This window comes from Sorangium sp. So ce1014 (genome assembly GCF_051521505.1).
Taxonomy (GTDB): Bacteria; Myxococcota_A; Polyangia; order Polyangiales; family Polyangiaceae; genus Sorangium.
In genome coordinates, this window is record NZ_CP150356.1 from 3,227,335 (window position 1) to 3,251,799 (window position 24,465).

Annotated in this window: 21 protein-coding genes; 3 read left to right on the forward strand and 18 right to left on the reverse strand. The window is 69.2% G+C overall.

Annotated features, from left to right (window positions below):
• Positions 1-12: 12 nt before the first annotated feature.
• The 7 genes from WME75_RS12425 to rpmH form a co-directional block, all read right to left on the reverse strand.
• Positions 13-1,329, reverse strand: a complete 1,317-nt coding sequence (locus WME75_RS12425) for an FHA domain-containing protein (RefSeq protein ID WP_437490048.1) — start codon at positions 1,327-1,329, stop codon at positions 13-15.
• Between the two features lie 272 nt (positions 1,330-1,601).
• Entirely contained in the window at positions 1,602-1,955 is a 354-nt protein-coding gene (rplS, locus tag WME75_RS12430) for a 50S ribosomal protein L19 (protein ID WP_436611162.1), read from the reverse strand.
• Positions 1,956-2,259: 304 nt separating this feature from the next.
• A complete protein-coding gene (locus tag WME75_RS12435) occupies positions 2,260-2,817 on the reverse strand; it encodes a protein jag (protein ID WP_437490049.1) in 558 nt (185 codons plus the stop codon).
• Positions 2,810-4,591, reverse strand: coding sequence for a membrane protein insertase YidC (gene yidC, locus WME75_RS12440; protein ID WP_437490050.1), 1,782 nt, complete (start codon positions 4,589-4,591; stop codon positions 2,810-2,812). The genes WME75_RS12435 and yidC overlap by 8 nt, the downstream gene beginning before the upstream one ends.
• A 155-nt stretch (positions 4,592-4,746) precedes the next feature.
• Entirely contained in the window at positions 4,747-5,130 is a 384-nt protein-coding gene (yidD, locus tag WME75_RS12445; protein WP_437490051.1) for a membrane protein insertion efficiency factor YidD, read from the reverse strand.
• Positions 5,131-5,194: 64 nt separating this feature from the next.
• Entirely contained in the window at positions 5,195-5,722 is a 528-nt protein-coding gene (gene rnpA / locus WME75_RS12450) for a ribonuclease P protein component (protein ID WP_437490052.1), read from the reverse strand.
• A 10-nt stretch (positions 5,723-5,732) separates the two neighbouring features.
• The gene (rpmH, locus tag WME75_RS12455; RefSeq protein WP_437490053.1) at positions 5,733-5,882 is read right to left on the reverse strand and encodes a 50S ribosomal protein L34; all 150 of its coding nucleotides are present in this window, start codon (positions 5,880-5,882) and stop codon (positions 5,733-5,735) included.
• Between the two features lie 238 nt (positions 5,883-6,120).
• Here rpmH and WME75_RS12460 point away from each other — a divergent pair, with 238 nt between their 5' ends.
• Positions 6,121-7,893 (forward strand): OmpA family protein, encoded by a 1,773-nt coding sequence (locus tag WME75_RS12460; RefSeq protein ID WP_437490054.1) that lies wholly within the window; start codon positions 6,121-6,123, stop codon positions 7,891-7,893.
• Between the two features lie 278 nt (positions 7,894-8,171).
• Here the strand turns inward: WME75_RS12460 and WME75_RS12465 are convergent, their stop codons facing one another.
• The 10 genes from WME75_RS12465 to WME75_RS12510 form a co-directional block, all read right to left on the reverse strand.
• Positions 8,172-10,328, reverse strand: coding sequence for a thioredoxin domain-containing protein (locus tag WME75_RS12465; RefSeq protein ID WP_437490055.1), 2,157 nt, complete (start codon positions 10,326-10,328; stop codon positions 8,172-8,174).
• 82 nt (positions 10,329-10,410) lie between these two features.
• On the reverse strand, positions 10,411-11,724 hold the full coding sequence (locus tag WME75_RS12470; RefSeq protein WP_437490056.1) for a beta-ketoacyl-[acyl-carrier-protein] synthase family protein: 1,314 nt from the start codon (positions 11,722-11,724) through the stop codon (positions 10,411-10,413).
• A 60-nt stretch (positions 11,725-11,784) separates the two neighbouring features.
• Positions 11,785-12,663: an acyl-ACP desaturase gene (locus WME75_RS12475; protein WP_437490057.1), complete on the reverse strand. Its 879-nt coding sequence runs from the start codon at positions 12,661-12,663 to the stop codon at positions 11,785-11,787.
• Positions 12,660-12,911: an acyl carrier protein gene (locus WME75_RS12480; protein WP_437490058.1), complete on the reverse strand. Its 252-nt coding sequence runs from the start codon at positions 12,909-12,911 to the stop codon at positions 12,660-12,662. Before WME75_RS12480 ends, WME75_RS12475 begins: the two co-directional genes overlap by 4 nt.
• Before the next feature lie 3 nt (positions 12,912-12,914).
• Positions 12,915-13,799, reverse strand: coding sequence for a class I SAM-dependent methyltransferase (locus WME75_RS12485; protein WP_437490059.1), 885 nt, complete (start codon positions 13,797-13,799; stop codon positions 12,915-12,917).
• Complete coding sequence (locus WME75_RS12490; protein WP_437490060.1) at positions 13,786-15,600, reverse strand: fatty acyl-AMP ligase; 1,815 nt, start codon at positions 15,598-15,600, stop codon at positions 13,786-13,788. The genes WME75_RS12485 and WME75_RS12490 overlap by 14 nt, the downstream gene beginning before the upstream one ends.
• Positions 15,601-15,943: 343 nt before the next feature.
• Positions 15,944-17,044, reverse strand: coding sequence for a DUF4340 domain-containing protein (locus tag WME75_RS12495; protein WP_437490061.1), 1,101 nt, complete (start codon positions 17,042-17,044; stop codon positions 15,944-15,946).
• A 27-nt stretch (positions 17,045-17,071) separates the two neighbouring features.
• Complete coding sequence (locus tag WME75_RS12500) at positions 17,072-18,913, reverse strand: GldG family protein (RefSeq protein ID WP_437490062.1); 1,842 nt, start codon at positions 18,911-18,913, stop codon at positions 17,072-17,074.
• Between the two features lie 8 nt (positions 18,914-18,921).
• Complete coding sequence (locus WME75_RS12505) at positions 18,922-19,656, reverse strand: ABC transporter permease (protein ID WP_437490063.1); 735 nt, start codon at positions 19,654-19,656, stop codon at positions 18,922-18,924.
• Between the two features lie 5 nt (positions 19,657-19,661).
• Positions 19,662-20,870, reverse strand: a complete 1,209-nt coding sequence (locus WME75_RS12510; RefSeq protein ID WP_437490064.1) for an ATP-binding cassette domain-containing protein — start codon at positions 20,868-20,870, stop codon at positions 19,662-19,664.
• A 418-nt stretch (positions 20,871-21,288) separates the two neighbouring features.
• Here WME75_RS12510 and WME75_RS12515 point away from each other — a divergent pair, with 418 nt between their 5' ends.
• Together WME75_RS12515 and WME75_RS12520 are read left to right on the forward strand one after the other, a co-directional pair.
• Positions 21,289-22,536 carry an aspartate kinase gene (locus WME75_RS12515; protein ID WP_437494800.1) on the forward strand — a complete coding sequence of 416 codons (1,248 nt, stop codon included), beginning with the start codon at positions 21,289-21,291 and terminating at the stop codon, positions 22,534-22,536.
• A gap of 432 nt (positions 22,537-22,968) precedes the next feature.
• The gene (locus tag WME75_RS12520) at positions 22,969-23,988 is read left to right on the forward strand and encodes a hypothetical protein (RefSeq protein WP_437490065.1); all 1,020 of its coding nucleotides are present in this window, start codon (positions 22,969-22,971) and stop codon (positions 23,986-23,988) included.
• A gap of 40 nt (positions 23,989-24,028) precedes the next feature.
• Here the strand turns inward: WME75_RS12520 and WME75_RS12525 are convergent, their stop codons facing one another.
• Complete coding sequence (locus WME75_RS12525) at positions 24,029-24,448, reverse strand: DUF4150 domain-containing protein (RefSeq protein WP_437490066.1); 420 nt, start codon at positions 24,446-24,448, stop codon at positions 24,029-24,031.
• Positions 24,449-24,465 lie beyond the last annotated feature (17 nt).

Sequence of the window (24,465 nt, forward strand, 5' to 3'; positions counted from 1 at the left end):
GCGATGGGCCCGTCAGGCCCGCGTGGCCACGTTGAACAGGATGACGCTGAACCCGCCGAAGCGGATCTTGTCGCCATCGCGCAGCTCTCGTCGGCCCTGGAAGCCGACCGCCTCCTCATTGTGGAACGTCCCGTTGGTGGAGCCGAGGTCGGCGAGGACGAGCCGGCCGCTGTCGACCTCGATCGTCGCGTGGTGGGTGGAGGTCGTTCCGTGGGCTATCTCGATGTCGACCTTCTGTCCTGTCTCGGCGCGGCCGACGACGTTCTTGCCTTGCCAGAGCGGCCAGAACCGGCCGAGCGGGTCGTCCTGGAAGCTCACGAGGAAGCCGGCGAGGGCGCGCCGGTCCTGCCCGATGGGCCGCGGCGGCGCCGGCGTGGGCGGGTGCACAGCCGGAGGGGCGGACATGTACTGAGGCGGCGGCGCCGGCTGGGGCATGTGCTGCTGGAGCGAAGGAGGCTCGCCGTAGCCGCCCATGCCGCCCCCCTGCTGCACGGGCGGCGGCGCGGACGGCCCTGGGTAGCCGCCCATGCCGCCCCCCTGCTGCACGGGCGGCGGCGCGGACGGCCCTGGGTAGCCGCCCATGCCGCCCCCCTGCTGCACGGGCGGCGGCGCGGACGGCCCTGGGTAGCCGCCCATGCCGCCCCCCTGCTGCACGGGCGGCGGCGCGGACGGCCCTGGCTGGTTGGGCGCGTGCGTCGTCTGATTGAAGGCGTCGCCGCTCATGTGGATCCCGTCGAGGGCGATCGGGTGGCCTCCCTCCATGCAGAACGAGCCGCCCGCCGGGATCGCGTGCCCCTGCACGCAGCGCGCGCCCTGCGGCTGCGGCGGAGGACCGAAGCCGGTCCGCGGGATCGGGGGGCCGGGATAGCCGCCCTGCTGCTCCGGGAAGCTCGGGGCCGAGCCATAGCCGCCGCTGCCGCCCTGCCCGCCGTAGATCGGCGGTTCGGGCGGGAACGGAGGCGGCTTCAGCGGCAGCGGAGGAGGAGGTGGCGGGGGAGCGCCGTAGCCACCGGGCTGCGACCCAAAGGGCGGCGGGGGACCGAAGCTCGACGAGCCGCCCTCGGGTGCCGGCGGGAAGCCGGGGGGCGAACCAGGAGGAGCCCCGAAGGGCACCGGCGGAGGCGGACCGAAACCACCGCTCGGCGAGCCGAAGTTGAGAGGAGGCTCAGGGGGCGAGCCGAAGCCCGGGGCAGGAAACGGCGGAGGAGGAGGCGGCGGGGGAGGCGGCGCCCCGAACGCTCCGGGCCCGGAGGGAGCGAGCGGCGAGGCGCACACAGCGCAGAATTTATCGGCGGGGGTCGCGGGCGCACCGCAACGCGGACAGAGCATGGTGATCCTTCTCGGGTTTCGCGGCGCCGCGGCGCCGCCGCCGCGAGCATACCGTGGGCGCTCGGCCGAGGATCAAGAAGAAGTATGCGCGGATCCTTGCTGGCGGCCGACAATGCGGCTCGCACACGCCTGCAAGCAGCGCTGTTCGGCGCTGCGCCGGCTGAAGCGCTGCGCCATGAACGCGCCGGCGCGCGCGCTCGGAGCCAGCTGCCATCTGCTCTGCGGGAGCGCGCTGCGTCTGTTCGCGTGGCCGGGACGCCGGCCGGCGCGGATCAATCCTTCGCGTCGCGGACGCGGGCGGCCTTGCCGGCGAGGCCGCGCAGGTAGAACAGCCGCGAGCGGCGGACCACGCCGCGCGAGACGATCTCGACCTTGTCGATGCGGGGGCTGTGGAGGAGGAAGATGCGCTCGACACCGACCGTGAAGCTCACCTTGCGCACGGTGAAAGTGCTCCGGACCCCGGCGCGGTGGCGCTTCAGGACCACACCCTGGAACACCTGGATGCGCTCCTTCTCGCCCTCGACGATCCGATAGTGGACGCGCACCGTATCGCCGACGCGGAAATCCGGGATCCCCTCGCGGAACAGGGGCGCTTCGATCTTCGCGAGGATGTTCGAGGTCTGCATGGTCGGTCAATCCTTCAAAGGGTCGGGGATCCGTCTTCGCGGGCCGGTGCTCAAGGGGGCAGGGCCGCCGCCGTTTGTGGACTGCATCCGGCGGAGCGGGGGCCGCGAGCGGCCCGGTGCTTCACGCCATGACGCAGATGCTGGCCCGGTCGCGGTTCCGGGAGCATGGGCGCGAGCTCGGCCCGCGCACCTCCCCGGGGGGTACCGGAGAGGTGCGGCATTATGCATGCGGGCGATCCGGTGTCAACGCCGGCAACGGCGCATCTGCGCGCTCTCGCGCTGCTCTGCGCGCGAGCTCGCTGCCTCAGCGGCGGACGGGGATGATTTGCACGCGGCGGGCCTCTCCCTCGCCGTCGCTCTTCGTGACGACGCCGGGGAACTTCGCCAGGGCCAGGTGGACGACGCGGCGGTCCTGCGGGTTCATCGGCTCGAACGTGATGATCTTGCCCTCCTCGACCGCCTGCTTGCCCAGCCGGCGCGCCATGGACGAGAGCGTGTCCTCGCGGCGTTGCCGGTAGCCCTCGGCGTCGATGATCACGTGGCGCCGCTTCTTGCCCGGCCGGTTGATCACGCGGTTGGCGAGGAACTGCAGCGCCGCGAGCGTCTGCCCCTTCTTGCCGATCACGCGACCAGCGTCCTTCCCCTCGACCTCGAGGCGGATCTCTTCGGGCGGATCCTCCTCCTCGTTTTCGAGGAGGTCGACGGTGCAGTCCATGCCCATCGACGCGAGCACATCGATGACGAAGTCGAGCGCGATGTCGGCGCGCCCGTCCTCCTCGAACTCGGCCGCGTCGCCAGCGCCCTGCGCCTCTGCATCGACATCCGCCGCGTCGATTCCCCTTTCGGCAGCTTCACTATCCACGGACACGTGCTTTTCCCTTTCCGAGAGCAGGCGCCGACTTGTCGTCGCCCGGAGTCTTCTTCGTCGCGGATTGGGGCTCCGCGCTCGCGATCTCTCGCACCTCGATACCGGCGGCCCGTTCGTCCCTCGCCTTCAGGTACCGCTCGACGAGCAACTGCTGGCCGATGCCGAGCCAGGTGTTGGTCAGCATGTAAACGCCGAGGCCGGCCGGGAGGAAGAGCATCATGGCGGTGAAGATGCCGGGCATCAGGTACAGCATCATCTTCTGCTGCGCAGGGTCGCCCTGCGGGGGCATGAGCTTCTGCTGGATGAAGCTCGAGGCGCCGAGGACGATGGGGATGATGAAGTACTTGCCCGGGGCCGACAGGTCCGGGATCACGGGGCCGAACGGGGTGTGGTAGAGCTCCACCGCGGTCTGGAGCGCGGTGTAGAGGGCGAACCATACCGGCATCTGGAGCAGCATCGGGAAGCAGCCGATGACCGGGTTGGCGACCTTGTTCTTGCGCCAGAGCTCCTGCATCGCGAGGCCGCGCTGGGTGGCGTCGTCCTTGTACCTCGCGTTGATCTCATCCATCTCCGGCTTGAGCTTGCGCATCGCCGCGGCGCTCTTGATCTGCTGGATGCTCAGCGGGAAGAGCAGGAGCCGGACGGTGATGGTGAGCAGGACGATCGCCCAGCCCCAGCTGCCCACCGCGCCGTAGAGGACATAGAGGTACGAGACGAGGAGCTTCGCGATCGGCGAGAACCAGCCGAGATTGATGACCTCGCTCGCTCCGTGGTCCACGGCGGCGAGCAGGTCGCGCTCCTTCGGGCCGGTGAAGGAGAGGACCTTGTAGGTCACCGCGCCGCCGGGCGCGAGCTCGTGCTCCGGGTAAGCGAGCCGCGCGCGGTAGACGTGCCCGAAGGTCGGGTCGTTGCCCTTCTGCTGGAACTTCGACGTGTCCCAGATCTCCTCGATCTGCGTCTCGGCCACGGGCTTCCCGGGCCCTTCCAGCGGGATCGCGATCTTGCTGAAGTAGCTGCTCGCGACCGCGGCAAACCGCGCGTTGCCCGGCGTGCGCCGCCAGCGCTCGGCGGTGAACTCCTTGTCCTCGAAGTCCTTGGGCTCGAAGGCGTCGGGGTGCTGCCGCTCGGTCGTCTGCTCGGTCGCGGCGACCGTCTCGGTGATCCACTCCGAGAGCAGGCCGAGGTGGCCCTCGGTTTCCTTCTGGGTTCGCCACGAGGTCTGCTCGACCGCGAACCGGTGCTTGCGCGGCTCCTGGCCGACGTTCTCGACCGTCACCTGCAGCGAAAGCTCGTAAGGGCGCCCGGAGGCGGCGACGACCTTCGTGAGCTTCGTCGTGTCGTCGGTGTAGGTGAAGGTGCAGCTCTTGCCGTCCTGCGCCGAGAGCTTCCAGTCGAGGTCGTCGAACGGCACCTGCTGCGTGTTGCCGCCCGGCAGGCGCAGGTCCGTCCTCAGGGGCATCCGCGACTCGAGCGAGGTCGTGACCAGGTCCATCGGCCTGCGCTCGCCGTTCCCCGTCGTGTACTTCGGGTCGGTCATCCAGAGGTGCCGGACCGAAGCGCCCCGCGTGGAGAGCTCCGCCTTGAACCGATCTCCGTCGATGACGCACGCCTCCGCGGGGGCGCGCTCCGCGGGGGCGGTGCTGTCGTTCACGTCGAGCGGCTGGAACTGTTGCGCGCTCTCACCGAAGAGGAGCGGCTTGCCGAACTGGATGAACAGGATGATGGCGAGGCCGAGGAACAGCCATTTGGCGATATTGCTGCGTTCCATGAAGTCCTTCGTCGATCCCAGGATCTCGAGCCGCGCCCTTCGCTGCTGGCGTCTCGTGACGCCTCACGAGGCTGCCCAGCGTCGCTTCGGACGGGCTTCGCTCCGCGGCTTGTCGGGCGCCGTGCCGCCGGGGCCTTGTCGATGGTCGAGCGGGATTAGTCCATGAGAGTGACCCGGCCGCTGAAGCCCGCTCGCCGAGGGGGCGAGGCGTACGAGGCGAGCTCCGTGCCAGTAGCCGAACAGCGTGCCGTATCCCGCGGGTCAGCGTCCCGTTGCGTCGGCATTTGAGCCGCCGCGCCACGGGGAAGACGAGGTGGTGGCGGAGGGTCGAACCCGCCCGGATGAAACGGGTGACACCTACACAGTCGCTTGAGCGAAAGCAAGCTCCCCCGAAGCGCTCCGTGACCCAGGATGCAGGCGGCGGCGTAGCGCGAGCAGGAAGGCTCGAACCGGCAGACCGGGCCCATCAACGCCACGATGACCCTGGAGAGCGTCATCTGGTAGGCGCGGATCAGCGCGAGGAGGAGCTTCGCCAGCATGCGGTGACCCGTGAGTGAGCGGGGAGCTTGGGGCTCAGCGCACCACGGCGCAAGGTAAGCCTCGTCATCGGGCGGGCGGATCTTCTGCGCCGCGCTCGTCCGCAGCCGCGGGCGCGCCGGCGAGGGATGGCGCGGCGGCGAGCGCGTCCCGTGCCCTGCGCCGGAGCACCGGGACCACGCTGCGCAGCTCCGCGAGCACGTCGTCGAGGCCGAGCGAGCCGGCGCCGGTGCGCAGGATCACCACGATATCGACGCGCTCCGGGAAGAGCTCCGGGAACCTCCGGAACGCCTCCCTGAGCAGGCGCTTCGCACGGTTGCGGGCCACGGCGTCGCCGACCTTGCGCGAGGCGACGAGGCCCAGCCGAGGCGCACTCGGTACGGGAGCGGGCGCCGCGCCGCTCTCCGCGCCGCGAGGGTTCATGCCGCGAGCGGGCGCGTCGATGGGGGCCGCGACGAGGAGCAGCAGGTGCCGGGTGTTGACGCGATGACCGCCGTTCTGGATGCGAACGAAATCGGTCCGCTTGCGGATGCGGCGCCCGCGGGGGAACGACGAGGGGGAGGACGCCGACGAGCGCGGGGGCGCTGGCGCCATCACGCCCGCGTTACTTCTTGTAGATGGTGGTCGAGAGCCGGGCGCGGCCCTTGCGGCGGCGGTTGTTGATGATCTTGCGACCGCCGGCGGTCGCCATACGCGCACGGAAGCCGTGAGTCCGGGCGCGGCGGGTGTTATGGGGCTGGTAGGTGCGCTTCATGGCTGGTGGTCCCTTGGCGTTCTGGACCGCGAACGGCGGCGACCTGGCCGCACGTCAAGCGGGCGCGCAAGAAAGCACGGCGTTCGGCTCAGGTCAACACCAGACGACGCGGCGCCGCCTCGGTTCGCCGTTCTCTCTCACCTTTCTAGGTACCTGGGTTAGCGTGTAGCCTCCGATCGACCGCGACGGCCGTTCTAGACGGGTCACAGGAGGGAATTTGACGCGCACCGGAGGACATGTGGGGGACAAGCAGCACGCGGCTGCGCGGGGCGTCACACGACGCGCGCTGGGCGCTGCTGCGGCGGGAGCACTGTTCCTGAGCGCGCTCCCTGCCAGCGCACAGACGAGGACGTTCTACCTGGACCGGCTCTACATGGCCGGCGCTCCCGAGGATTCGATCGCGCTCTGGAGGCCGCAGGTGGCGCCGGAGACGCGCTTTTTCGGGCAATTCGGGCTCGGCTTCGGTCTCAATCCCTTCCGGATCGAGAACATGCTGAACGATGAGCGCTCCGCGCAGCGCTTCAGCAGAGAGCACGGCGCGCCTGTGTCGTCGCAGCTCATCGGGTACCTCAACGGAGGCGTCGAGTTCCTCGACCGCTTCAGCGTCCAAGTGGGGCTGCCGTTCGTCGGCTTGCAGACGAGCAACCAGACGAACGACGCGAGCATCGCCGGCGCGCAGGACGCGGCGAGCCCGTCGAGCGCCGCGATCATGGACATGCGGCTCGAGGCGCGGGCGGTCCTGTACCGCTCGGACGATCGCTTCTTCAAGCTGGGCGTCAACGCGGCCGCGTGGGTGCCGACGGGCCACAGGTTCTCGTTCGCCGGCGACAAGAGCACGAGCACGCTGATCGGGCTCTCGGGCGAGATCGACCTCAGGTCCATGTTCTTCGTTCTCAACACCGGCGTGCAGTTCCGGCCGTACGCCTCGCTCAACGACTTCAACGTGTCGCACGAGTGGCGGTGGGGTATCGGCGGCTTCGTGCCGCTGCGGAACGGGACCTTGCGGCTCGGCGCGCAGATCTTCGGGTCGACCGGCCTCGGTCGGGACACGACGTTCACCGGGGACAACACCCCGCTCGAGTGGATGGCCGAGGGGCGGCTCGCCCTCGACCAGCGGAAGAAGGCGTGGCTCGGCGTCGGCGGTGGAACGCGGCTCACCGGCGGCTACGCGCCGGATTTCCGGATGACCGGGGTCCTCGGCTACGCGTTCGGCATCTCGGATGTCGAGCCCATGTCGCCGGGCGCGCGCTTCAAGGGGCCCCCGCCGCGCGCCGCGGACACGGACAAGGACGGCTACCCGGACGACATCGACCTCTGCCCGACCGATCCCGAGGACAACAAGCCGCCGAACTCCAGCGACGGCTGCCCGGCGCTGCCCGACCGCGACGGCGACGGCATCCCCGACGTCAGCGACAAGTGCCCGGATGAGGCCGAGGACTTCGACAAGATCAACGACGCCGACGGCTGCCCGGAGGACGACGCCGACGAGGACAAGATCCCGGACGCCAAGGACGCCTGCCCCAAGGAGCCGGGCGAGCCGAGCACCGAGCCGGCGAAGAACGGCTGCCCGCAGTTCATCCGCCGCATCACGGGATCGAGCGAGATCCAGATCCTGAAGCAGGTGCAGTTCGCCACCGGCAGCGCGAGGATCCTGCCGAGCAGCTACGGCATCCTCGACGAGGTCGTCCGGCTGCTCAAGGTGAACCCCGAGATCGGGCTCGTCGCGATCGAGGGCCACACGGACAACCGCGGGCCTGACCAGCTCAACGAGCGGCTCTCCAACGATCGCGCCCACTCGGTGAGGACCTACCTCATCGAGCGCGGCGGCATCGACCCTGCCCGGCTCACGGCGGCGGGCTTCGGGCCGCGGCGGCCGATCGACAACAACAACACCGAGGCTGGACGCCAGAAGAACCGGCGCGTCGAGTTCCACATCCGGGAGAGCAACACGGGCGGCAAGGCCTCCGGCAACAACACCGGCGGCAACAGTGGCGGTACGGTCACGCCCTAGATGCCAGCGCCGGGCGGCGCGCGCGGGAGCTCTGCTGTGTGCAGTCCTCGCCGCCGCGTGCCGCCCGGATCAGGGCACGCCCTATCGCTGCAGCTGCACCTTCGTCACGGACTTCGACGCCGACGCGAAGCTGGACGTGGAGGTCTGCTCGCCGACCGAGGCCCGCGCCGAGGGCGTCGGACGCGGGTGCGCGCAAACCCACGCGCCCGGCCCGGTGTCCGGCTGCTCCTGCACGAGCGCTCCGGCGCGCGGGCCGTGCGAGCTCGGCGCGTGCCGCGCTACCCCAGCAGAGCCCTGAGCTCGGCCGGCGTTGTCACCGGGGCCGAGCACGTTCGGCCGCGGCAGACGTAGGCCACGGCCACGCCGGGGCGCGCCGGCTTGCCCTCGGCGATGACCCGCGCCGCCGCGGCCGTCTCCGGGCGCGCCGGATCCACGACGACGACCGCCCGGTTCGGCAGGTAGGTCCCGAACGCCTCGCGCGCGAGATCTCCAGCCGCTGTCGAGCCCGCCTCACCGACCACGACCACCGTCACGCTGCCGCGCGCGAGGCGGTCGAGCACGCACACGGTCTGGCCGAGCCCGAACGGGTTCTCGAGGGCGGCCGGCGCGAGGGCCTCGAGCTGCCGCTCCGCCGGCGGTAGGTAGCGCTCGTCGGCGATCTCGGCGAGGCGCAGGCAGAGGAGCGCCGCCATCGAGACGGCCGACGGCGCGGCCTGGTCGTAGATGTCCTGCGTGCGCGCGATCAGCGCGTCGCCGTCGTCGGGCGTGAAGAAGAACCCGCGCGCCGCGTCGTCCCAGTGGTGCGCGATCATCGCGTCGGCGATCGCGCGCGCGACGCCGACGTAGCGCGGATCGGAGGTGGCTTCGTACAGGTCGAGGGCCGCGTTCCCGAGGTACGCTTGGTCGTCCAGGAACCCCGGCCGCACGTCGCCCGCGGCCGCGCCGCCGCCCTCCGCCTTCGCGCCCGCGGGCGCGCCGTCCTTGAGGTACCGGCCGACGCGCCCGCCGCGGATGAGCTTCTGCTCGAGCACCGCGAAGGCGCGCGCCGCGGCGTCCACCCAGGCGGGCTCATCCAAGGCGCGGCCCGCGTCGGCGAGCGCCCCGAGGAGCAGCCCGTTCCAGCTCGCGAGCACCTTGTCGTCGCGCGCCGGCCGGGGCCTCGCCTCGCGCGCGGCGAGCATCTTGGCCCGGGCGCGCGCGAGCGCCTCGCGGCAGCGATCGAGGTGCGCCGCGGAGCCTTCTCCGGCGCCCGCGTCGACGACCGCCGCGGCCTGCTCCAGCGTGCGGTGCTGCGAGAGCACCGTCGCGCCGGTGTGCTCGAAGTTGCCCTCCTCCGTGATGCCGAAGACGAGGCGGGCCACGTCGTAAGCGAGCTGATCCTCGCCGAGCGCCGCGCGCAGCTGGTCGAGCGTCCACACGAAGAACTTGCCCTCGCTCCCCTCGGAGTCGGCGTCCTGCGACGCGTAGAACCCGCCCTCCGGGGCGCGCATCTCGGCGAACAGGTAGCCCACGATCTCGCGCGCCGTCTCGGCGTAGATCGGCTTCTTGAACGCGCGGAAGCCGTCGACGTACAGGCGCAGGAGGAGCGCGTTGTCGTAGAGCATCTTCTCGAAGTGGGGCACGAGCCAGCGCTCGTCCGTGGAGTAGCGGTGGAAGCCGCCGCGCAGGTGGTCCCAGATGCCGCCGTCGCGCATCCTGTCCAGCGTGAGCTCGACGCTCTCCGCCGCGACGCGGTCGCCCTCCAGCACGCCGCGGCGTAGCAGCACGTCGAGCGACATCGTGTTCGGGAACTTCGGCCGCGATCCGATGCCGCCGTGGCGGTTGTCGAAGCGCGCGAGCAGCTGCCGCGACGCGCGCCGGAGCAGCTCCGACGAGGCGGTCTCGACGGCGCTCGCCGCCCCGGCGGCGGCGGTCGCCGGCGCGCGCTGCACGCGCTCGATCGCCTCGGTGATCTCCTTCGCCTGGAGCTCGACCTCGCCGCGCCGGCTCCTGTAGGCGTCGGCGACCGCGTCGAGGACCTTCGGGAAGCCGGGCATGCCGTGCTGGTCCTTCGGCGGGAAGTAGGTGCCCGCGAAGAAGGGCCGCTGGTCGGGCGTGAGGAACACCGTCAGCGGCCAGCCGCCGCTCCGGCCCATGAGCTGCACGACCAGCTGGTAGATGTGATCGAGGTCGGGGCGCTCCTCGCGGTCGACCTTGATGTTCACGAAGAGCTCGTTCATGCGCCGGGCGATCGCCTCGTCCTCGAACGACTCGCGCTCCATGACGTGACACCAGTGACAGGCGGCGTAACCGATGGACAGGAGGATCGGCCTGTCCTCGCGCCGCGCGAGCTCGAGCGCCTCGGCCCCCCACGGGTACCACGCGACCGGGTTGTGCGCGTGCTGCAGGAGGTACGGCGACGGCTCGCTCGCGAGCCGGTTCATGGGGGATGCCATGGGGCCCCACCTAGCGCCGTGCGAAGGGGACCGCCAGCCGGGCCGTAGCGGGCTGGGCGCGTGGTCCAGGCCCGCTCTGGGGCTACACCCGCTCCAGCACGAGGGCGCAGTTGTGCCCGCCGAAGCCCGCCGAGCACTTCACCGCGTGACGCAGGTCGACCGAGCGCTGCTCGCGCACGACGTCCAGGGAGCAATCCGGATCGAGCTCATCCACGTTGATCGACGGGTGCAGCAGCTGGTCGCGCAGCGAGCACACGACAGCGATCGTCTCCACGGCGCCGGCGCCGCCGAGCAGGTGCCCGATCATCGACTTGGTCGCCGAGATCGGGATGCGCGCGAGACGCTCGCCGAAGACCCGCCGCAGCGCGAGCACCTCGGCGGCGTCGCCCTGTGGCGTCGAGGTCGCGTGCGGGTTGATGTACCCGATCGCCTCCGGCGCGACGCCCGCCCTGGCGAGGGCGCGCTCCAGCGAGAGCGCGAGCCCGAGCCCGGTCGAGTGCGGCCGCGTGAGGTGCTGCGCGTCCGTGGTCATCCCGAACCCGGCCACGAGGGCGAGCGGCTTCGCGCCGCGCGCCCGCGCGTGCTGCTCCTCCTCGAGCACGAGCGCGCCCGCGCCCTCGCCCATCACGAAGCCGTGGCGCCGCCGGTCGAACGGGCGGCTCGCGCGCGTCGGGTCGCCGTCGATGGCCCTGGCGAGCGCCTTCGCGTTGCCGAACCCCGCGACGGTGTTGAGCCGCGTCGCGGCCTCGGCGCCCCCCGCGACCATCACGTCGGCCTCCCCCGCCTCGATCATGAGGGCCGAGGTCGCGATCGAGTGCGTGCCCGTCGCGCACGCGCTCGCGAGGTTGTACGACGGCCCCATGAGCCCGTAGCGCATGGCGATGAGCGCCGCCGCGCCGTTCGGCATGACGCCCGGGATGAAGTAAGGCGACACGGCCCTCGGGCCGCGCGCCGCGCTCCGGGCGATCTGCTCCTCGAAGATATCGACGGAGCCCATCCCGGTCGACATCAGGCACCCGATCCGGGTCAGGTCGAGGCCGCCGCCGGCAGGCGCCGCGGAGCCGCCCGGCGCCTGCGCGCCCTCCGCCGCCTCGTGGTCCGCGGCGGGGGCGCGCTGGATCGGGGCGATGCCCGCCTCGCGCAGCGCCTCCACCGCGGCCGCGAGGCTCAGGTGAGTCACCCGGCCGTAGATGTCCGCCTCCTTGGGCGACAGGTACTTTCCGACGTCGAACCCCTTCACGCTGGCGGCGATGTCGCTGCGGAGCTTGTCGACGGGGAAATCGCGGATGAAGTCCACGCCGGACCGGCCGGCGAGGAGGTTTTGCCAGGTGGTATCGACGTCGTTGCCCAGCGGGCATACGGCGCCGATCCCGGTCACGACGACCCGCCTTCGCATCAAACTGCTCGTGCTCGCTTCAGGGAGGGGGAGAGGGTTCAGGGCGGGCCGGGGGACGGTTCAGGCGGACAGCGCCTGCGGGCCGGCGTCGTTCGGGTTGGGAGCGACCGCGAGGCCCTCGATCGACGTGTCGCGACGGCGCTCTCCGCCGTGGCGCAGGTCGAGCGCGGCGCGCTGGGCGGCGAGCATCTCGTGCCGGCCCACCCCGAGGTACTTGAGGATCGGCATGTAGACCTTCTGGATGAACACGTTCCGATCGACGCCGGCCTCGCGCATCTTCAGGATGCGCGAGTCGTAATCGGGGACGATCCCGACGCCCGGCATCTCGAAGTTCGCGAACACGTGCGCCATGTCGGCGAGCGTCCCCTGCCGGTCCTCCTCGAGCAGCACCTTGATGACGTTCTGGTAGAAGCGGCAGTGGGCGATCTCGTCGCGGGCGATGTAGTCGTAGACGGCCCGCAGGCACTCGTCGTTCTCGCCCGCCGCCCGCTCCCGGTGCTTCACGTAGATGACGAACGTCGCCATCTCCTGCACGCAGCCGTAGAAGGTCATCTGCCGCGGCGTGTGGAACGGGAGATCCCACTTCTTCGTGAAGAGCTGGTGCTGCAGATCGGTGAGCTGCTCCTCGGTGCGCTTGCCCGACCGCAGGAGGTACTGCATCAGCGTGAGCGAGTGCTTCGACTCCTCGTAGGCCCAGTTCGCCTGGAACCACGCCTGGCCGAAGTAGCTGCGCACGAGGTTGATGCCGTTCGACACGTAGTCGGGCAGGTACATCTCGACCGAGCAGAAGGTCTCCGCGCAGAGCGCGAGCTCCTCGCTGGCGTCCTTGTTCACGCGGTCCCAGGGGATGTCTTCGAAGAGGTTCCAGCGGCGCTCGCGCTCCGCCTTCTCGAAGAAGGTCATGTACTCCTGGAAGATCTTCTCCTCGAGCCGGCTCATGCGCCCGCCTCCAGCCGCTCTCCGACCTTCTTGCAGAGGTCGCCCACGGTGATGAGCTCGACCAGATCTTCGTCCGGAATCATGATCCCGAGCTCGGTCTCCATCTCTCCGACGATCTGCATCATCGAGAGCGAGTCGATGCCGAGCTCCGTGATCACCGACGTCGCGGTGACGCTGGGGAACTCGCGCCTGTCCACGCGAGCGGCCACCGTCTTGAACATCTCGAGCAGATTGGTCTTGTCCGTCATGGTTCAGTCGATCCTGCGAAGCTCGTATTGAGCGAGGGAGCTGTAGTGCTTGTCGAACGCGTTCACGCACGTCGACAGGTAACGATCGTAGTCGTCGAAGACCTTGTCCCCCCACGTCGACCGGATGGTCTTCTCGTTCAGCCGGAGCCGGCGGAGCCACTCCGCGGTGGTGCGCTGGTAGTGCTCGCGCCGCGTGTTCACCTGCATCACCTCCCAGTAGGGGTTCGCCGCCTGGATGATGTCCTCTAGCCGCGGGTTCAGGCCGCCGGGGAAGATCTCCCGGGTGACGAAGTAGATGTCCTCGAGGTCCTTCCGCGTGCCGGCCGGGAGCCCGCCCCACGGCGTCATCCGCGGCGTCCGGTTGCGGAGGATGGTCTGGAGGCCGAACCAGGCGCCCTTGTTCGTGAGCTCCCAGGCCTTCTTGAAGTACGCCCGGTAGATGTCGATCGCCTTGCCCTGACGCGCCTCCTCCGGCGAGCACAGGTGGTCGATCATGCAGATCGAGATGAGGCTGTCGAACCGCTCGGACGTCGCGAAGGTCCGGAAGTCGCCGCCGACCACCTCGACGCCGGGGAGCTTGCGGGCGTTCACCTCGGCGGCCTGCGCGGTCGACAGGGTGACGCCGACCGCGCGCTTCACGCCGCGCGTCGTGGCCACGTACTCGAGCGCCGCGCCCCACCCGCAGCCGATGTCGAGGACCTTCCTCTCGGGCCCCGCCTTGGCGAAGTCCGACAGGATCCGGAGCTTGTTCAGCTGCGCGGCCTCGAGCGACTGCTCGGGGGACTCGTAGACGGCGCTCGTGTAGTTCATGCGCTCGTCGAGCCACAGCCTGAAGAACTCGTTCGAGACGTCGTAGCTGACCTCGACCTCGGCCTTACTGGATCCCATCGATGACTCCTTCGACACGTGCCGGGGCGCCGCCCGCGCGGCCCCCTTCGTTTCGCGCCGCCGCTCCGCTCGTGCGGACCGCTTCGGCATGGGGGGAGGGCGTGATGCCCTCGTCAACGTCCGAGGCGACCTCGAGCTCGCCGGCCTCGAATCGCCGCTTCATCTCGCGGCGCCGCACCTTGCCGCTCGACGTCTTCGCCAGCGTCCCGCGCTTGATGAGCGCGACCTCGGACAGCTGGACGCCGATCTGGGCGCGCACGGCCTGGGTGATCGCCTGCACGACGCCGTCCGCGCCGCGCTTGGCCTCGGCGACGACGACGGCCCGCTCGGCGCCCGACGCGGTGAGGCACGAGAACGCCACGCAGTGGCCGTCGCGCACCCCCTCCACGGAGGACGCGACGCGCTCGATGTCCTGGGGGAAGTAGTTCTTGCCGCCGAGGATGATGAGATCCTTCGAGCGGCCGCAGAGGTACACCTCGCCGGCGACCGTATAGCCGAGATCGCCGGTCCGCAGCCAGCCCCCTCCGAACGCGGCCTCGGTCGCCTCCGGTTCGTTGAAGTAGCCGGCGGCGACGCTCGGGCCCCGCACCCAGATCTCGCCCACCTCGCGCTGGCCGAGCGGCGCGCCGTCGGGCCCCACGATGGCGAGCTCGTGGCAGGGGAGGGGACGGCCGCAGGAGACGAGCTCCAGCGACGCGCCGCCGTTCGCGGGCCGCGCCTTCCCCGCCTGCATCGCCTTCGCGTCCACGCGGTCGGTGGTGAGCGGGGCCTTGAGGTCGCTGAAGGTGATCGCCAGCGTGGCCTCGGCCATGCCGTACGAGGGCAGGATGCTCTCCGGGCGGAGCCCGTGCTTGCCGAAGCGATCGAGGAACGCGCCGAGCACGTCGGCCTGGATCGGCTCGGCCCCGCACCCGAGCGCGCGCAGGCAGGAGAGGTCCCACTGGCCCGCCTGCGCCTCGGTGACGGCGCGCGTCGCGAGGGCGAAGGCGAAGTTCGGGGCGAAGGTGATCGTGCCGCGGAACCTGTGGATCGCGTCGAGCCAGAGCGAGGGGCGGCGGATGAACGCCGTCGTCGGCAGGAACATCACCGGCACGAGCGCGTAGAGCGGCGCGATGACGAAGCCGATGAGCCCCATGTCGTGGTAGAGGGGCAGCCAGCTGACGCCGCGATCTTCCGGGGTGGAGCGCAGCCCGTCGAACATGATCGCGTGGCTGTTCACCGTCAGGTTGCGGTGGGTCACCATCACGCCCTTGGGCCGCGAGGTGCTCCCCGACGTGAACTGCAGGAACGCGAGGTCGTCGAGGGACACCCGCCAGGGCTCCGCCTCGTCCGACGCGTCGAACCCCTCGGGCTCGCGCAGGTCGCGCTCCAGGACGACGCGCAGCCCCGGCAGGGCGGCTCGGCCCTCGCTGCTCGAGGCGAGGTAGGCGTCGATCATCTCCTTGAGCTGCTCGTTCGTGACGAGCACGCTCGCGCCGGACGCCGCGAGGATGTGCTGCACCGTCTCGCTGTACGCCTCGAGCTTGGCCAGCGACTGCGGCGGATACATCGGGACCGCGACGATGCCGGCCGTGAGCGCTCCCACGAAGGTCAGGACGAACTCGTCGGCCTCGGTCAGGATCAGCGCCACGCGGTCGCCCTTGGCGAGCCCGAGCTTGCGAAGCGCGTAGGCCCGGCGCCGCGCCTCGAGCCAGAGCTCGGCGTAGCTGATCGTCCGCTCCTCTCCCGAGCTGCGAACGAACCGGATGGCTCGATCGGCGTGCACCGAATTTTGCTGGAGAACTTCGACGAACGTTCGCATGGCTCTCTGTTGGCTCAGGCCGACCGGACGTAGGTGTCCGTCCGACAAGGACGCCCCTGGCTTGAGTGAGCGCAGCCATAAGCGAAAATCGGGCCAGGGCAAACAGAAAACAATGGAGTCCAGGGTTTAGGCCTGATTTGGCCATTCAGGCGCATGGCCAGCCTGACACGGGCGTCCTGGGTGACGAAAATCCGTGCGCAGAGTGCGTCGAATATTCGTCACATCGCCCCCCGTGTGCGAATCGGAATTCGCGTGGCCCGGGCGGCAGGCCACGTCGTTGCACAAAAAGCGAAGAGGCGCCGGTCTCCCGGCGCCTCCCTTATCTCACGCGCGATGTCGCCGGCTACTCGCCGTCTTCCATGCCCGGCATGCCCGGCATGCCCATGTGGCCCGCGGCCTCGTCCTCGTGGGGATTGCCCCCCTGCTTGTCGTCCTTCTTCTCGGACTTCTCGAATCGCTTCGGGTCCGCGAGGGCCCAGTCGGCCGACCACGACGAGAGCACGTAGATCGTGCCGTCGCCGCCTTCTTTCACGGCGTAGCGGCTCGACGCCTTCGCGGTCTTACCCACCTTGATGGTGAAATCGCCCGCGTTGTCCTTGAGCTTGATCGTGATGATGCCGCCGTTCGTGGTCGGCGCGTCGAGCCCGGTGTCGGCCTCGGACTTGCCGTCGCCGAAGTCCTCCGCGCCGAGGCCCTTGAAGGCGCGGAGCAGGTCCTTCACCTTGGCCTCGTCGAACTTCTCCCACTTCGCGGAGGCCGCGCCGAGCTTGCCGCTCTTGTCGCGCGGCGCGAACGTGCCGGCCCACTTGTCGTCGTTCTTCGAGAAGCTGAACAGGCCGTTCTTGTTCTCCACCGAGACCTGGATCGCGTTCTCGTCCTCGAACTTGAGGATCGAGTTCTCGCGCCAGTTCTTCGCCTCCCGCGTGTAGAGGTAGCTCGAGTAGCCGCCCGCGACGTAGACGCCGTCCGTGCCCTCGACCCGCGCCATCTGCCCGCGCGACCCGCTCTTGCCGAAGTACAGGTCGAGCGCCTTCTCGTCGCCCTTGTGCGCGACGAGGTGGAGCGCCTTCTCGTCGGTGAGCTCGTACTGGCCGTAGGTGCCGCTCGTCCTGTCGATCACCTCCTTCAGCTTGAGCTCCTTCAGGTTGTCGAGGAGGCTCCGCACGTTCGCCGAGTTCGCCTTCGCGTTCACCGGCTTCGTGACCTCCCACGTCTCGCCCTTCTTCTCGAGCGTCACGTCGGACTTGTCGGCGTTCTTGATCGAGATCTTCGTGATCTTCTCGACGTCTTCCTTCGAGACCCCGACCTTCGGCAGATCCGCCGAAGCGGCGGTCACCGAGTGCGCGGCGAGCTCGTCCTTCTGCCGCTTCTGCGTGAGGTACACGCCGACGCCGAGGAGCGCGAGGACGACGAAGGCGATGTAGATTTTGTGCTCGGTCTTCATGGCTCTTTCACCCCAGGGGGCCCTGGCTCAGTCGAGCGTGATGTTCTCGCGTGCGCTCTCGCGCCGCCGCCACCGGACGAGGCCGAACGCGGCGAAGAAGACCGCCGGCAGGAGCGTGAGCGTCCACTGCACGCGCTGCTGCACGGTCTTGCGCTGCGCCCGGTACTCCTCGGTCTTCTTGGCCATCGTGGCCTCGTCGTCCGCGGCGTCCTGCTTCGGCTTCTCGATGTCGGCGTAGGTCAGGTTTGTGTCACCGAACATCTTCGCGGTCGCCGCGAGCAGCGTGCTGTCCCCCGCCATCCAGTCGAGGGTGTTCTTGAACGTCAGGATGGTGGCGGTCAGGTACTTCTGCGCGTAGGGCTGCGACAGCATCAGGAGATCCTCGTCTCCGCCCATCCCGCCCATCATCTGCATCTGCGGCGGCATGGGGGGCGCGTTGCCGGCGCGGGCGAACGGGTTCGCGAGGAACTGCGACGCCGAGAGCACGAGGATCCGGCTCCGGTCCGCGCTCTCCGCGGGCGCGCTGATCCCGAGCCCCTCCTGGCCGCCGAAGGCGCTCTTGAGCTTGCCCTCGACCGTCACCGCGATCGCGCGCTGCGCGTGCTCGCCCTTCGGCTTCCAGTCGGCCGAGAACTTCATGTCGATGGTCTCGGACGTGTCGACCGTGGTGTTCGGGGTCGAGCGCGCGACGACCTTCATCGTCGCCTCGGGCTGCTTCTCCGGGTGCGGCACGAGGGTCGACGGGAAGGGGAAGGCGAGCTCGGGGAGGCGGAAGAAGCCGGGGAACGACGAGTCGAGGATCTGCTCGTTCTCCTCGAAGCGGCTGTCCTCCTGGAGCTGGAGGATGCCCGGCGCGCGGAACCACATGACCTGGCCCGACTGCGTCTGGACCGGGATGGCCATCGAGCGGCTCCAGTCGAGGATCGCCTCCTTCTTCATCTCGACGCCGTAGCCGTCGAGCAGCTTCTCGAGGCCCCAGGTGTTCAGCGTCGCCTTCATCGACGGGTCGGACGCCTTGAGGTTCACCGCGCCGGCGAACACCGCGAGCGACTTGTTGCCGAGCATCAGGAACTGGTCGATGCGGCGCAGCTCCTTCTCGGTGAACTCCTTGCCCGGCTGCGTGATGACGAGGCCGGCGAGCTCCTTGTTGACCTCGGCCTCGCCGCCCTTCAGGTCGACGTCCTCGAACTTGTAGAACGGGAAGTGGTGCTCGAGCAGCGCCCGCATCGACGGGCCGCCCCGGCCGCCCTGCGACGCGACGAGGTTCGGGTCCGTGAGCTTGATCTCGTCCTTGCCGGTCACGACGCCGATCTTTGTGTCGATGCCGTCCGCCTTGTCGCGGATCTCCCGGATGGTGTTCGTGATCCAGAACTCGAGGCCCTGCCCCTGGTCGGGCGAGAGCATCGGGATCGCCTCCTTCTCGCTGCCGTACTTGAAGGCGATGCCCATGAACCCGCGGGTGATCGTCGCCTGGTCCTGGCCGGTCTCGCTCCCCTCGCCGAACGCGGCCTCCTGCAGGCCCGCCTCCTTGGCGGCGGCGCGCTGCTCATCCGTCTTCGCCTCGATGATCGCGTAGTGGAGCTTGCCGTTCGAGGCCTGCTCGTACTCGTTCATCAGGTCGGTGAGATCCTGGATGAACGCCTCGTGCTTCGGGAGCCCCCGGGTGACGTAGACGTCGATCTGGAGATCCTGCTTGAGCCCCTCGCGGACGAGGTGGGCCGAGCCCTTCGAGAGGGTGAACCTCTCGGCCTTCGTCATGTCGAAGCGCTTGTAGACGCCGAGCGAGATGACGTTGGCCGCCACGAGGATGGCGGCCACGATGGCCAGATAGACGCCTGTCTGCGTCGCGGCTTTGGCTTTGCGTTCCATGGTAATCCTTACGCCCACTTCCTGCGCTCAAGCGCCCTGAACGCGGCCATGAGGCAGCCTGCGGTGATCGAGAGGAAGAAGACGATGTCGCGGGTGGACACCATGCCGCGCGCGAACGGCGTGAGGCGGGTGTCGAAGCTGATGAAGGAGAGGACGTCGCGGAAGAGCGACGGGGCGTAGTCGGCGAAGTTGTCCACGCCGTGCAGGAAGGCGAGCACCAGGAAGGTGATGAAGAAGGCGATCACCTGGCTGTCGGTCAGCGACGAGATGAGGAGGCCGATCGAGACCGCCGCCGCGCTGTAGAGCACGAGGCCGACGTAACCCGCCACCACCGGCCCGCTGTCGAGCGCGCCGAGGTGCCAGGGCCACATGAACATCATGATCGGGTAGAGGATGGTCGAGAAGACGAGCACGAGGACGAGCCCCCACGCCCCGAGGAACTTGCCGAGGACGACCTCGTGGTCCTGCACGGGCAGGGTGATCAGCATCTCGAGCGTGCCGCTCCGCTTCTCCTCGGCGAGGAGGCGCATCGTGATCACGGGGATGATGAGGAACGAGAGCCCTATCGGCGCCCACGAGAACAGCTGCACGAGCGAGGCGCGGTCCGCCTGCCAGAAGCCGCCGTTCATGAAGAAGAAGATGACGCCGAGCGCGATCAGCCCGAAGCAGATCACGACATAGGCCAGGGGGGAATCGAAGTTGGAGCGGAACTCCCGCTTCGCGATGGTCAGGGTGGTGCTCATACCGTTCAGCCCTTCTTCTTGGCCGGCGCTTCCTCGGCGCCTCCGTCGTCGGCGCCGTCGCTCTTCTTCTCGTCGCTCTCGTCGCTCTCGTCGCTCTCGTCGCTCTCGTCGCCGGCGGTGTCCTCGTCCTCGTCGTCCTCGTCGTCCTCGTCGTCCGCGGCGCTGTCCTCGTCGTCGAGGTCGTCGGTGATCAGGGCGCGGCCGCGGTCCTTGCGCTCGTCGCCGCGCGTGAGCGCCTTGAACACGTCCTCGAGGCTCTGCGAGTCGCGCCGCATCTCGAGGAGGAGCCAGCCCTTCTGCACGATGAGCTGGAAGAGCTCGGGCCGGACGTCGCCGCCGAGCGCGCCGAGGAGCTGGAAGCTGTGGGCGTTGTCGTCGGTCGGCAGCTCGGTGACGCTCGTGACGCCGGGCAGCCCGGCGAGCGCCTCCTGGACCTCCTGGGCCGTCGGGGGCTTGCGCGCGCCCGACCGGTAGCCCTCGCCGCCCTCGAAGACCTTCTTCTCGTGGACGGTGACCACGTACCGGACCTTCCCGCTCTTGGAGCGGATGTCGTCGAGGGGGCCGTCGGCGACGACGCGCCCCTTGGAGACGATGATGGCGCGGGCGCAGGCGGCCTCGACCTCGGAGAGGTTGTGGGTGGAGAGGAGGATCGTCCGCTCCTTGCCGATCTCCTTGATGTAGCGGATGACCTCCGCCTTCTCGTTCGGGTCGAGGTCGCTCGTCGGCTCGTCGAGGATGAGGATCGGCGGGTCGTGGACGAGCGCCTGACCGAGGCCGACGCGCTGGCGGTAGCCGTGGGAGAGGGTGCCGATGTCCTTGCCGAGCACCTGGGCGAGGCCGCACACCTCGACGATCCCCTTCATCCGCTTCTTGAAGAGCGACGGGTCGAGCCCGCGCATGTCGGCGACGAACGACAGGTACTCCCAGACGTTCATCTCGCCGTAGAGCGGGGCGCGCTGGGGCAGGTACCCGAGCTTGCGCCGGACATCGAGCGGGTCGTCGAAGACGTCGTAGCCGTGAACGCGCGCCGTCCCGGCCGACGCCGAGATGAAGCAGGTGAGGATGCGCATCGTCGTCGACTTGCCGGCCCCGTTCGGTCCGAGGAAGCCGACGACCTCGCCGCGATGGACCTCGAAGCTCACCTTGTCGAGCGCGCGCAGCGACCCATAGCGCTTGGTCAGCGAGCTCGCCTCGATCATCACATCGCTAGCCAAAATGACCTCCTTAGATGGTTCCTTGAGAAGCGGAGCGGGTGCTCCGCGGTTCGCCCCTGGGCGATCCCCCCCGCCCTGGCGGGCGGCCGCGCCGTCGTGGCGCCCTGGATCGCCCATTACCCAGGCGAATGGCGGCGCCATCGTAGCGACGGGGGGATCTGTGTCAACAGCGCCGACCCGAAGCGCCTGAGCCGCGGGTTTATTCCCGGCCGGCGGGCCTGCACCGGGCGTGGTTGTTCAGGGGTTCCACGCTCGGGGTGGGGTGACGAGGGGGCTCCCTGGGCGTGTCCTGGGCGCGCTGTGCTCGTCTGCTCCGCGGTGTTTTCGCGTGCTCTGCGGCGCTGTCGCGAGCTCCGCGAAGCTATCGAATTTCCTCTTGACCCGGGCGTCCACGTTGGACTAGTTGGCCACACCTCGCGTGAGCCTCATCGTCCAGAAGTTCGGCGGCACGTCCGTCGGGTCCATCGAGCGCATCCAGCGGGCGGCCGCGCGGGCGCTCGCCACACAGCGGGCCGGTCATCACGTCGTGGTCATCGTGAGCGCGATGGCCGGCGAGACGAACCGGCTGCTCAAGCTGGCGTCGGACATCGCGCCCGTGCCTGACGCGCGGGAGATGGACGCGCTGGCGGCGACCGGCGAGCAGGTCTCGGCGGCGCTGATGGCGATGGCGATCCAGGCGCTGGGGGGCCAGGCGCGGAGCTTCCTCGGCCACCAGCTGAAGATCTTGACGGACAGCGCCTACACGAAGGCGCGGATCAAGGCGATCGACGCCCAGCGGCTGCACGAGGCGCTGGCGGATGGCAAGATCGCGGTGGTCGCCGGCTTCCAGGGCGTGGACGACGCGGGCAACATCACGACGCTCGGGCGCGGCGGCAGCGACACGAGCGCCGTGGCGATCGCGGCGGCGGTGGGCGCCGAGTGCGAGATCTACACGGACGTCGACGGCGTTTACACGACGGACCCGAACATCTGCAAGACGGCTCGGAAGATCGAGCGGATCAGCTACGAAGAGATGCTGGAGCTCGCCTCGCTGGGCGCGAAGGTCCTTCAGATACGGAGCGTGGAGGTTGCGATGAAGTATGGTGTCCCGGTGCACGTGCGGTCGTCGTTCTCGGACGTGCCGGGCACGTGGGTCGTCGGCGAGGAGCAGTCGCTCGAGAGCGTGACGGTGACGGGCGTGGCCCTCGACCGGAACGAGGCGCGGGTGATGCTGGTCGGCGTCGACGACAAGCCGGGCGTCGTGGCGCAGATCTTCGGCGCGCTGGCCGAGGAGAACATCAGCGTCGACATGATCATCCAGAACGCCCCGAGCTACGGTCTCGAGGCGCGCGGCGCGTCGGGCGAGGTGAAGGCCGACGTGACGTTCACGGTCGGCAAGGCGGATCTTCCGCGGGCGAAGCTCGTGATGGAGAAGGTCGCCGGCGGCGTGGGCGCGGTGGGCATCCGTTACGAGGAGGACATCGTGAAGGTGTCGATTGTCGGCCTCGGGATGCGCACGCACGCGGGCGTGGCGGCGCGGATGTTCCAGCTGCTCGCGGCGGAGGCGATCAACATCCAGGCGATCTCCACGAGCGAGATCAAGATCTCGTGCCTGGTCGGAACGAAGTACGCTGAGCTCGCCGTCCGTGTGCTGCACGATGGCTTCGGGCTCGGCGCCAAAGCGTGACAAAAACTGTGCTACCGTCGTAGTGCGCTCGCGGTGAGCGGTCCGCCGACAGGGTCGGTGAGGCTGCTCGCAGCGCGTTGCGTTATGGCGTCGCGATCGCTCACCGAGAGCGCACGGCGTTACTTTACAGCGGGGGGTAGATTCGTGTGATACGGGCTCAGCCGCTAGGCAGGCGAGTGAGGCGTACGAAAGTACGCCGCAGCGAGCCGAACGACGCGGATGAGCCCGTAGCGCACGAAGATGCGCCCCGCTTTGGTCGTCGTGGAGGTTCGCATGCGTGGCAGGGATGTTGAGCTGCTGTGGCGAGGCGCGCTCTGCGTGGTGGCGCTGTCCATGAGCGCCGGCGGGTGTCAGCCCGAGGGGAACAGCAGCCTGCCGACGGGGCCCGGGGGGCCGGGAGGGACCACCAGCGGGGCGGGGGCGGGGGCGGGGGTGAGCGCTGGCGAGGGCGGCAGCAGGGGTGAGCCGGGGACGGGGAGCGCTGGCGGAGGGGGAGGGGCGGAGGACCTGCCGGCAGCGAAGGTGGTGACGATCGAGGAGATCACCACCGAGGTCGTGCCGAGGGACACCGTCGTTGAGCTGAAGGGCGTCGTGGCGATGAGCCCGAAGTTCTTCATCAGTGATACGAATTCCGGGGATTGTCTCTGGGGGGTGTTTCTCTCCAGCCCGGGCCTCGACAAGACTGCGGCCAACTCCGGCATCCTGGCGGTCTCCCGCAGCAAAGCAGCGACCGACGGGAACGGCGAGCCCGTCTGTCCGAGCCTGGAGGACGCATCGGCGGGCGATCCTTTCCCTGACGACGTCGCGCCGGGCGACGTGCTCGATGTCGCTGGTGAGACGACTTACTTCAGCTCTTCGTCCTGCCGAGATGCGTGCGGCGATCTGAGGTGTGATTCCGCCAGCGAGCCGCCGGAGAACGCAAGCAACTGTAAACAGGATTGCAGCGCGAGCCCCGAGCTCATCCCTCAGAGCGCGATCGGGCAGTTCCAGATCGAGTGGATCAAGAGCGCCGTGCGAACCGGTCGTGTCGAGGTCCCTGAGCCCCACGTCCTCACAGCCGACGAGATGGTGAAGCTCAGCTCACCCACCGAGACGGCGTTTCATCACGCGTGGGGCGGAGTGAAGGTCCGGCTGGAGGGACCGCTCTCCCCGGTGCTGCGGACCGGTACCATGGGCGAGCAGACCGTCGCGGGGGCCTATGGGAATATTCACCTCAAGAGTGGACCCGAGGGCGGGCTCGTTCAGGTGGGCAACAAGACGTATTACATCGGCGGCGCGGAGAGCGCTTGCCACGAGGGACCGGTCTACTCGAATGTGAATGTTGTGTTCAATCGAGTCGACGGTTTCATTTATAACAACTTCTGTATCTGGAGCTTGCAGCTGGCGAACAAGTGCACGGACATCGATCCGCCGAGCGAGGACTGCATCGCGGAAGAGTTGATGTGCCCCTGACCTGTAACCGCGCTCCCTTCGCGCGCTGTACCGACCCCACTCACGGCGCCAGCATCAGCACCTTCACCTGGCTCGGCACGACCCTCATCCCCGGGCAGTTTGTGCTGTTCTGGAGCGACATGCTCGTCAGCCTGCTCGCCGGCATCCCGCGGATCAGCACCGTGAAGGCCCCGGTCAGGTGGCGGCTCGGCCCCATCACCGTGCCCGACGCGACCCCCATCGCGACGCCGGCGTTGTCCCCGTTCGTCAGCGGGATCGTCGTCGCCAGGTTGTGCGCCGGCGCGGCCATGACGTCCTGTCGCCGATGACGTAGAGTGTCTTGTCCACCGCGCCGAGCCAGCAGGGCTGCTCCGGGGTCGAACGAGAAGAAGGCCAGGACGGTGACCGACAGATAGCAGTCGCTTCCATCCTCGAAGACCCTGTGGAGGAGGCCGAGCTTCTGGGGCTTGATCGTCTTCATGGGAAAGGGAGGCGCGC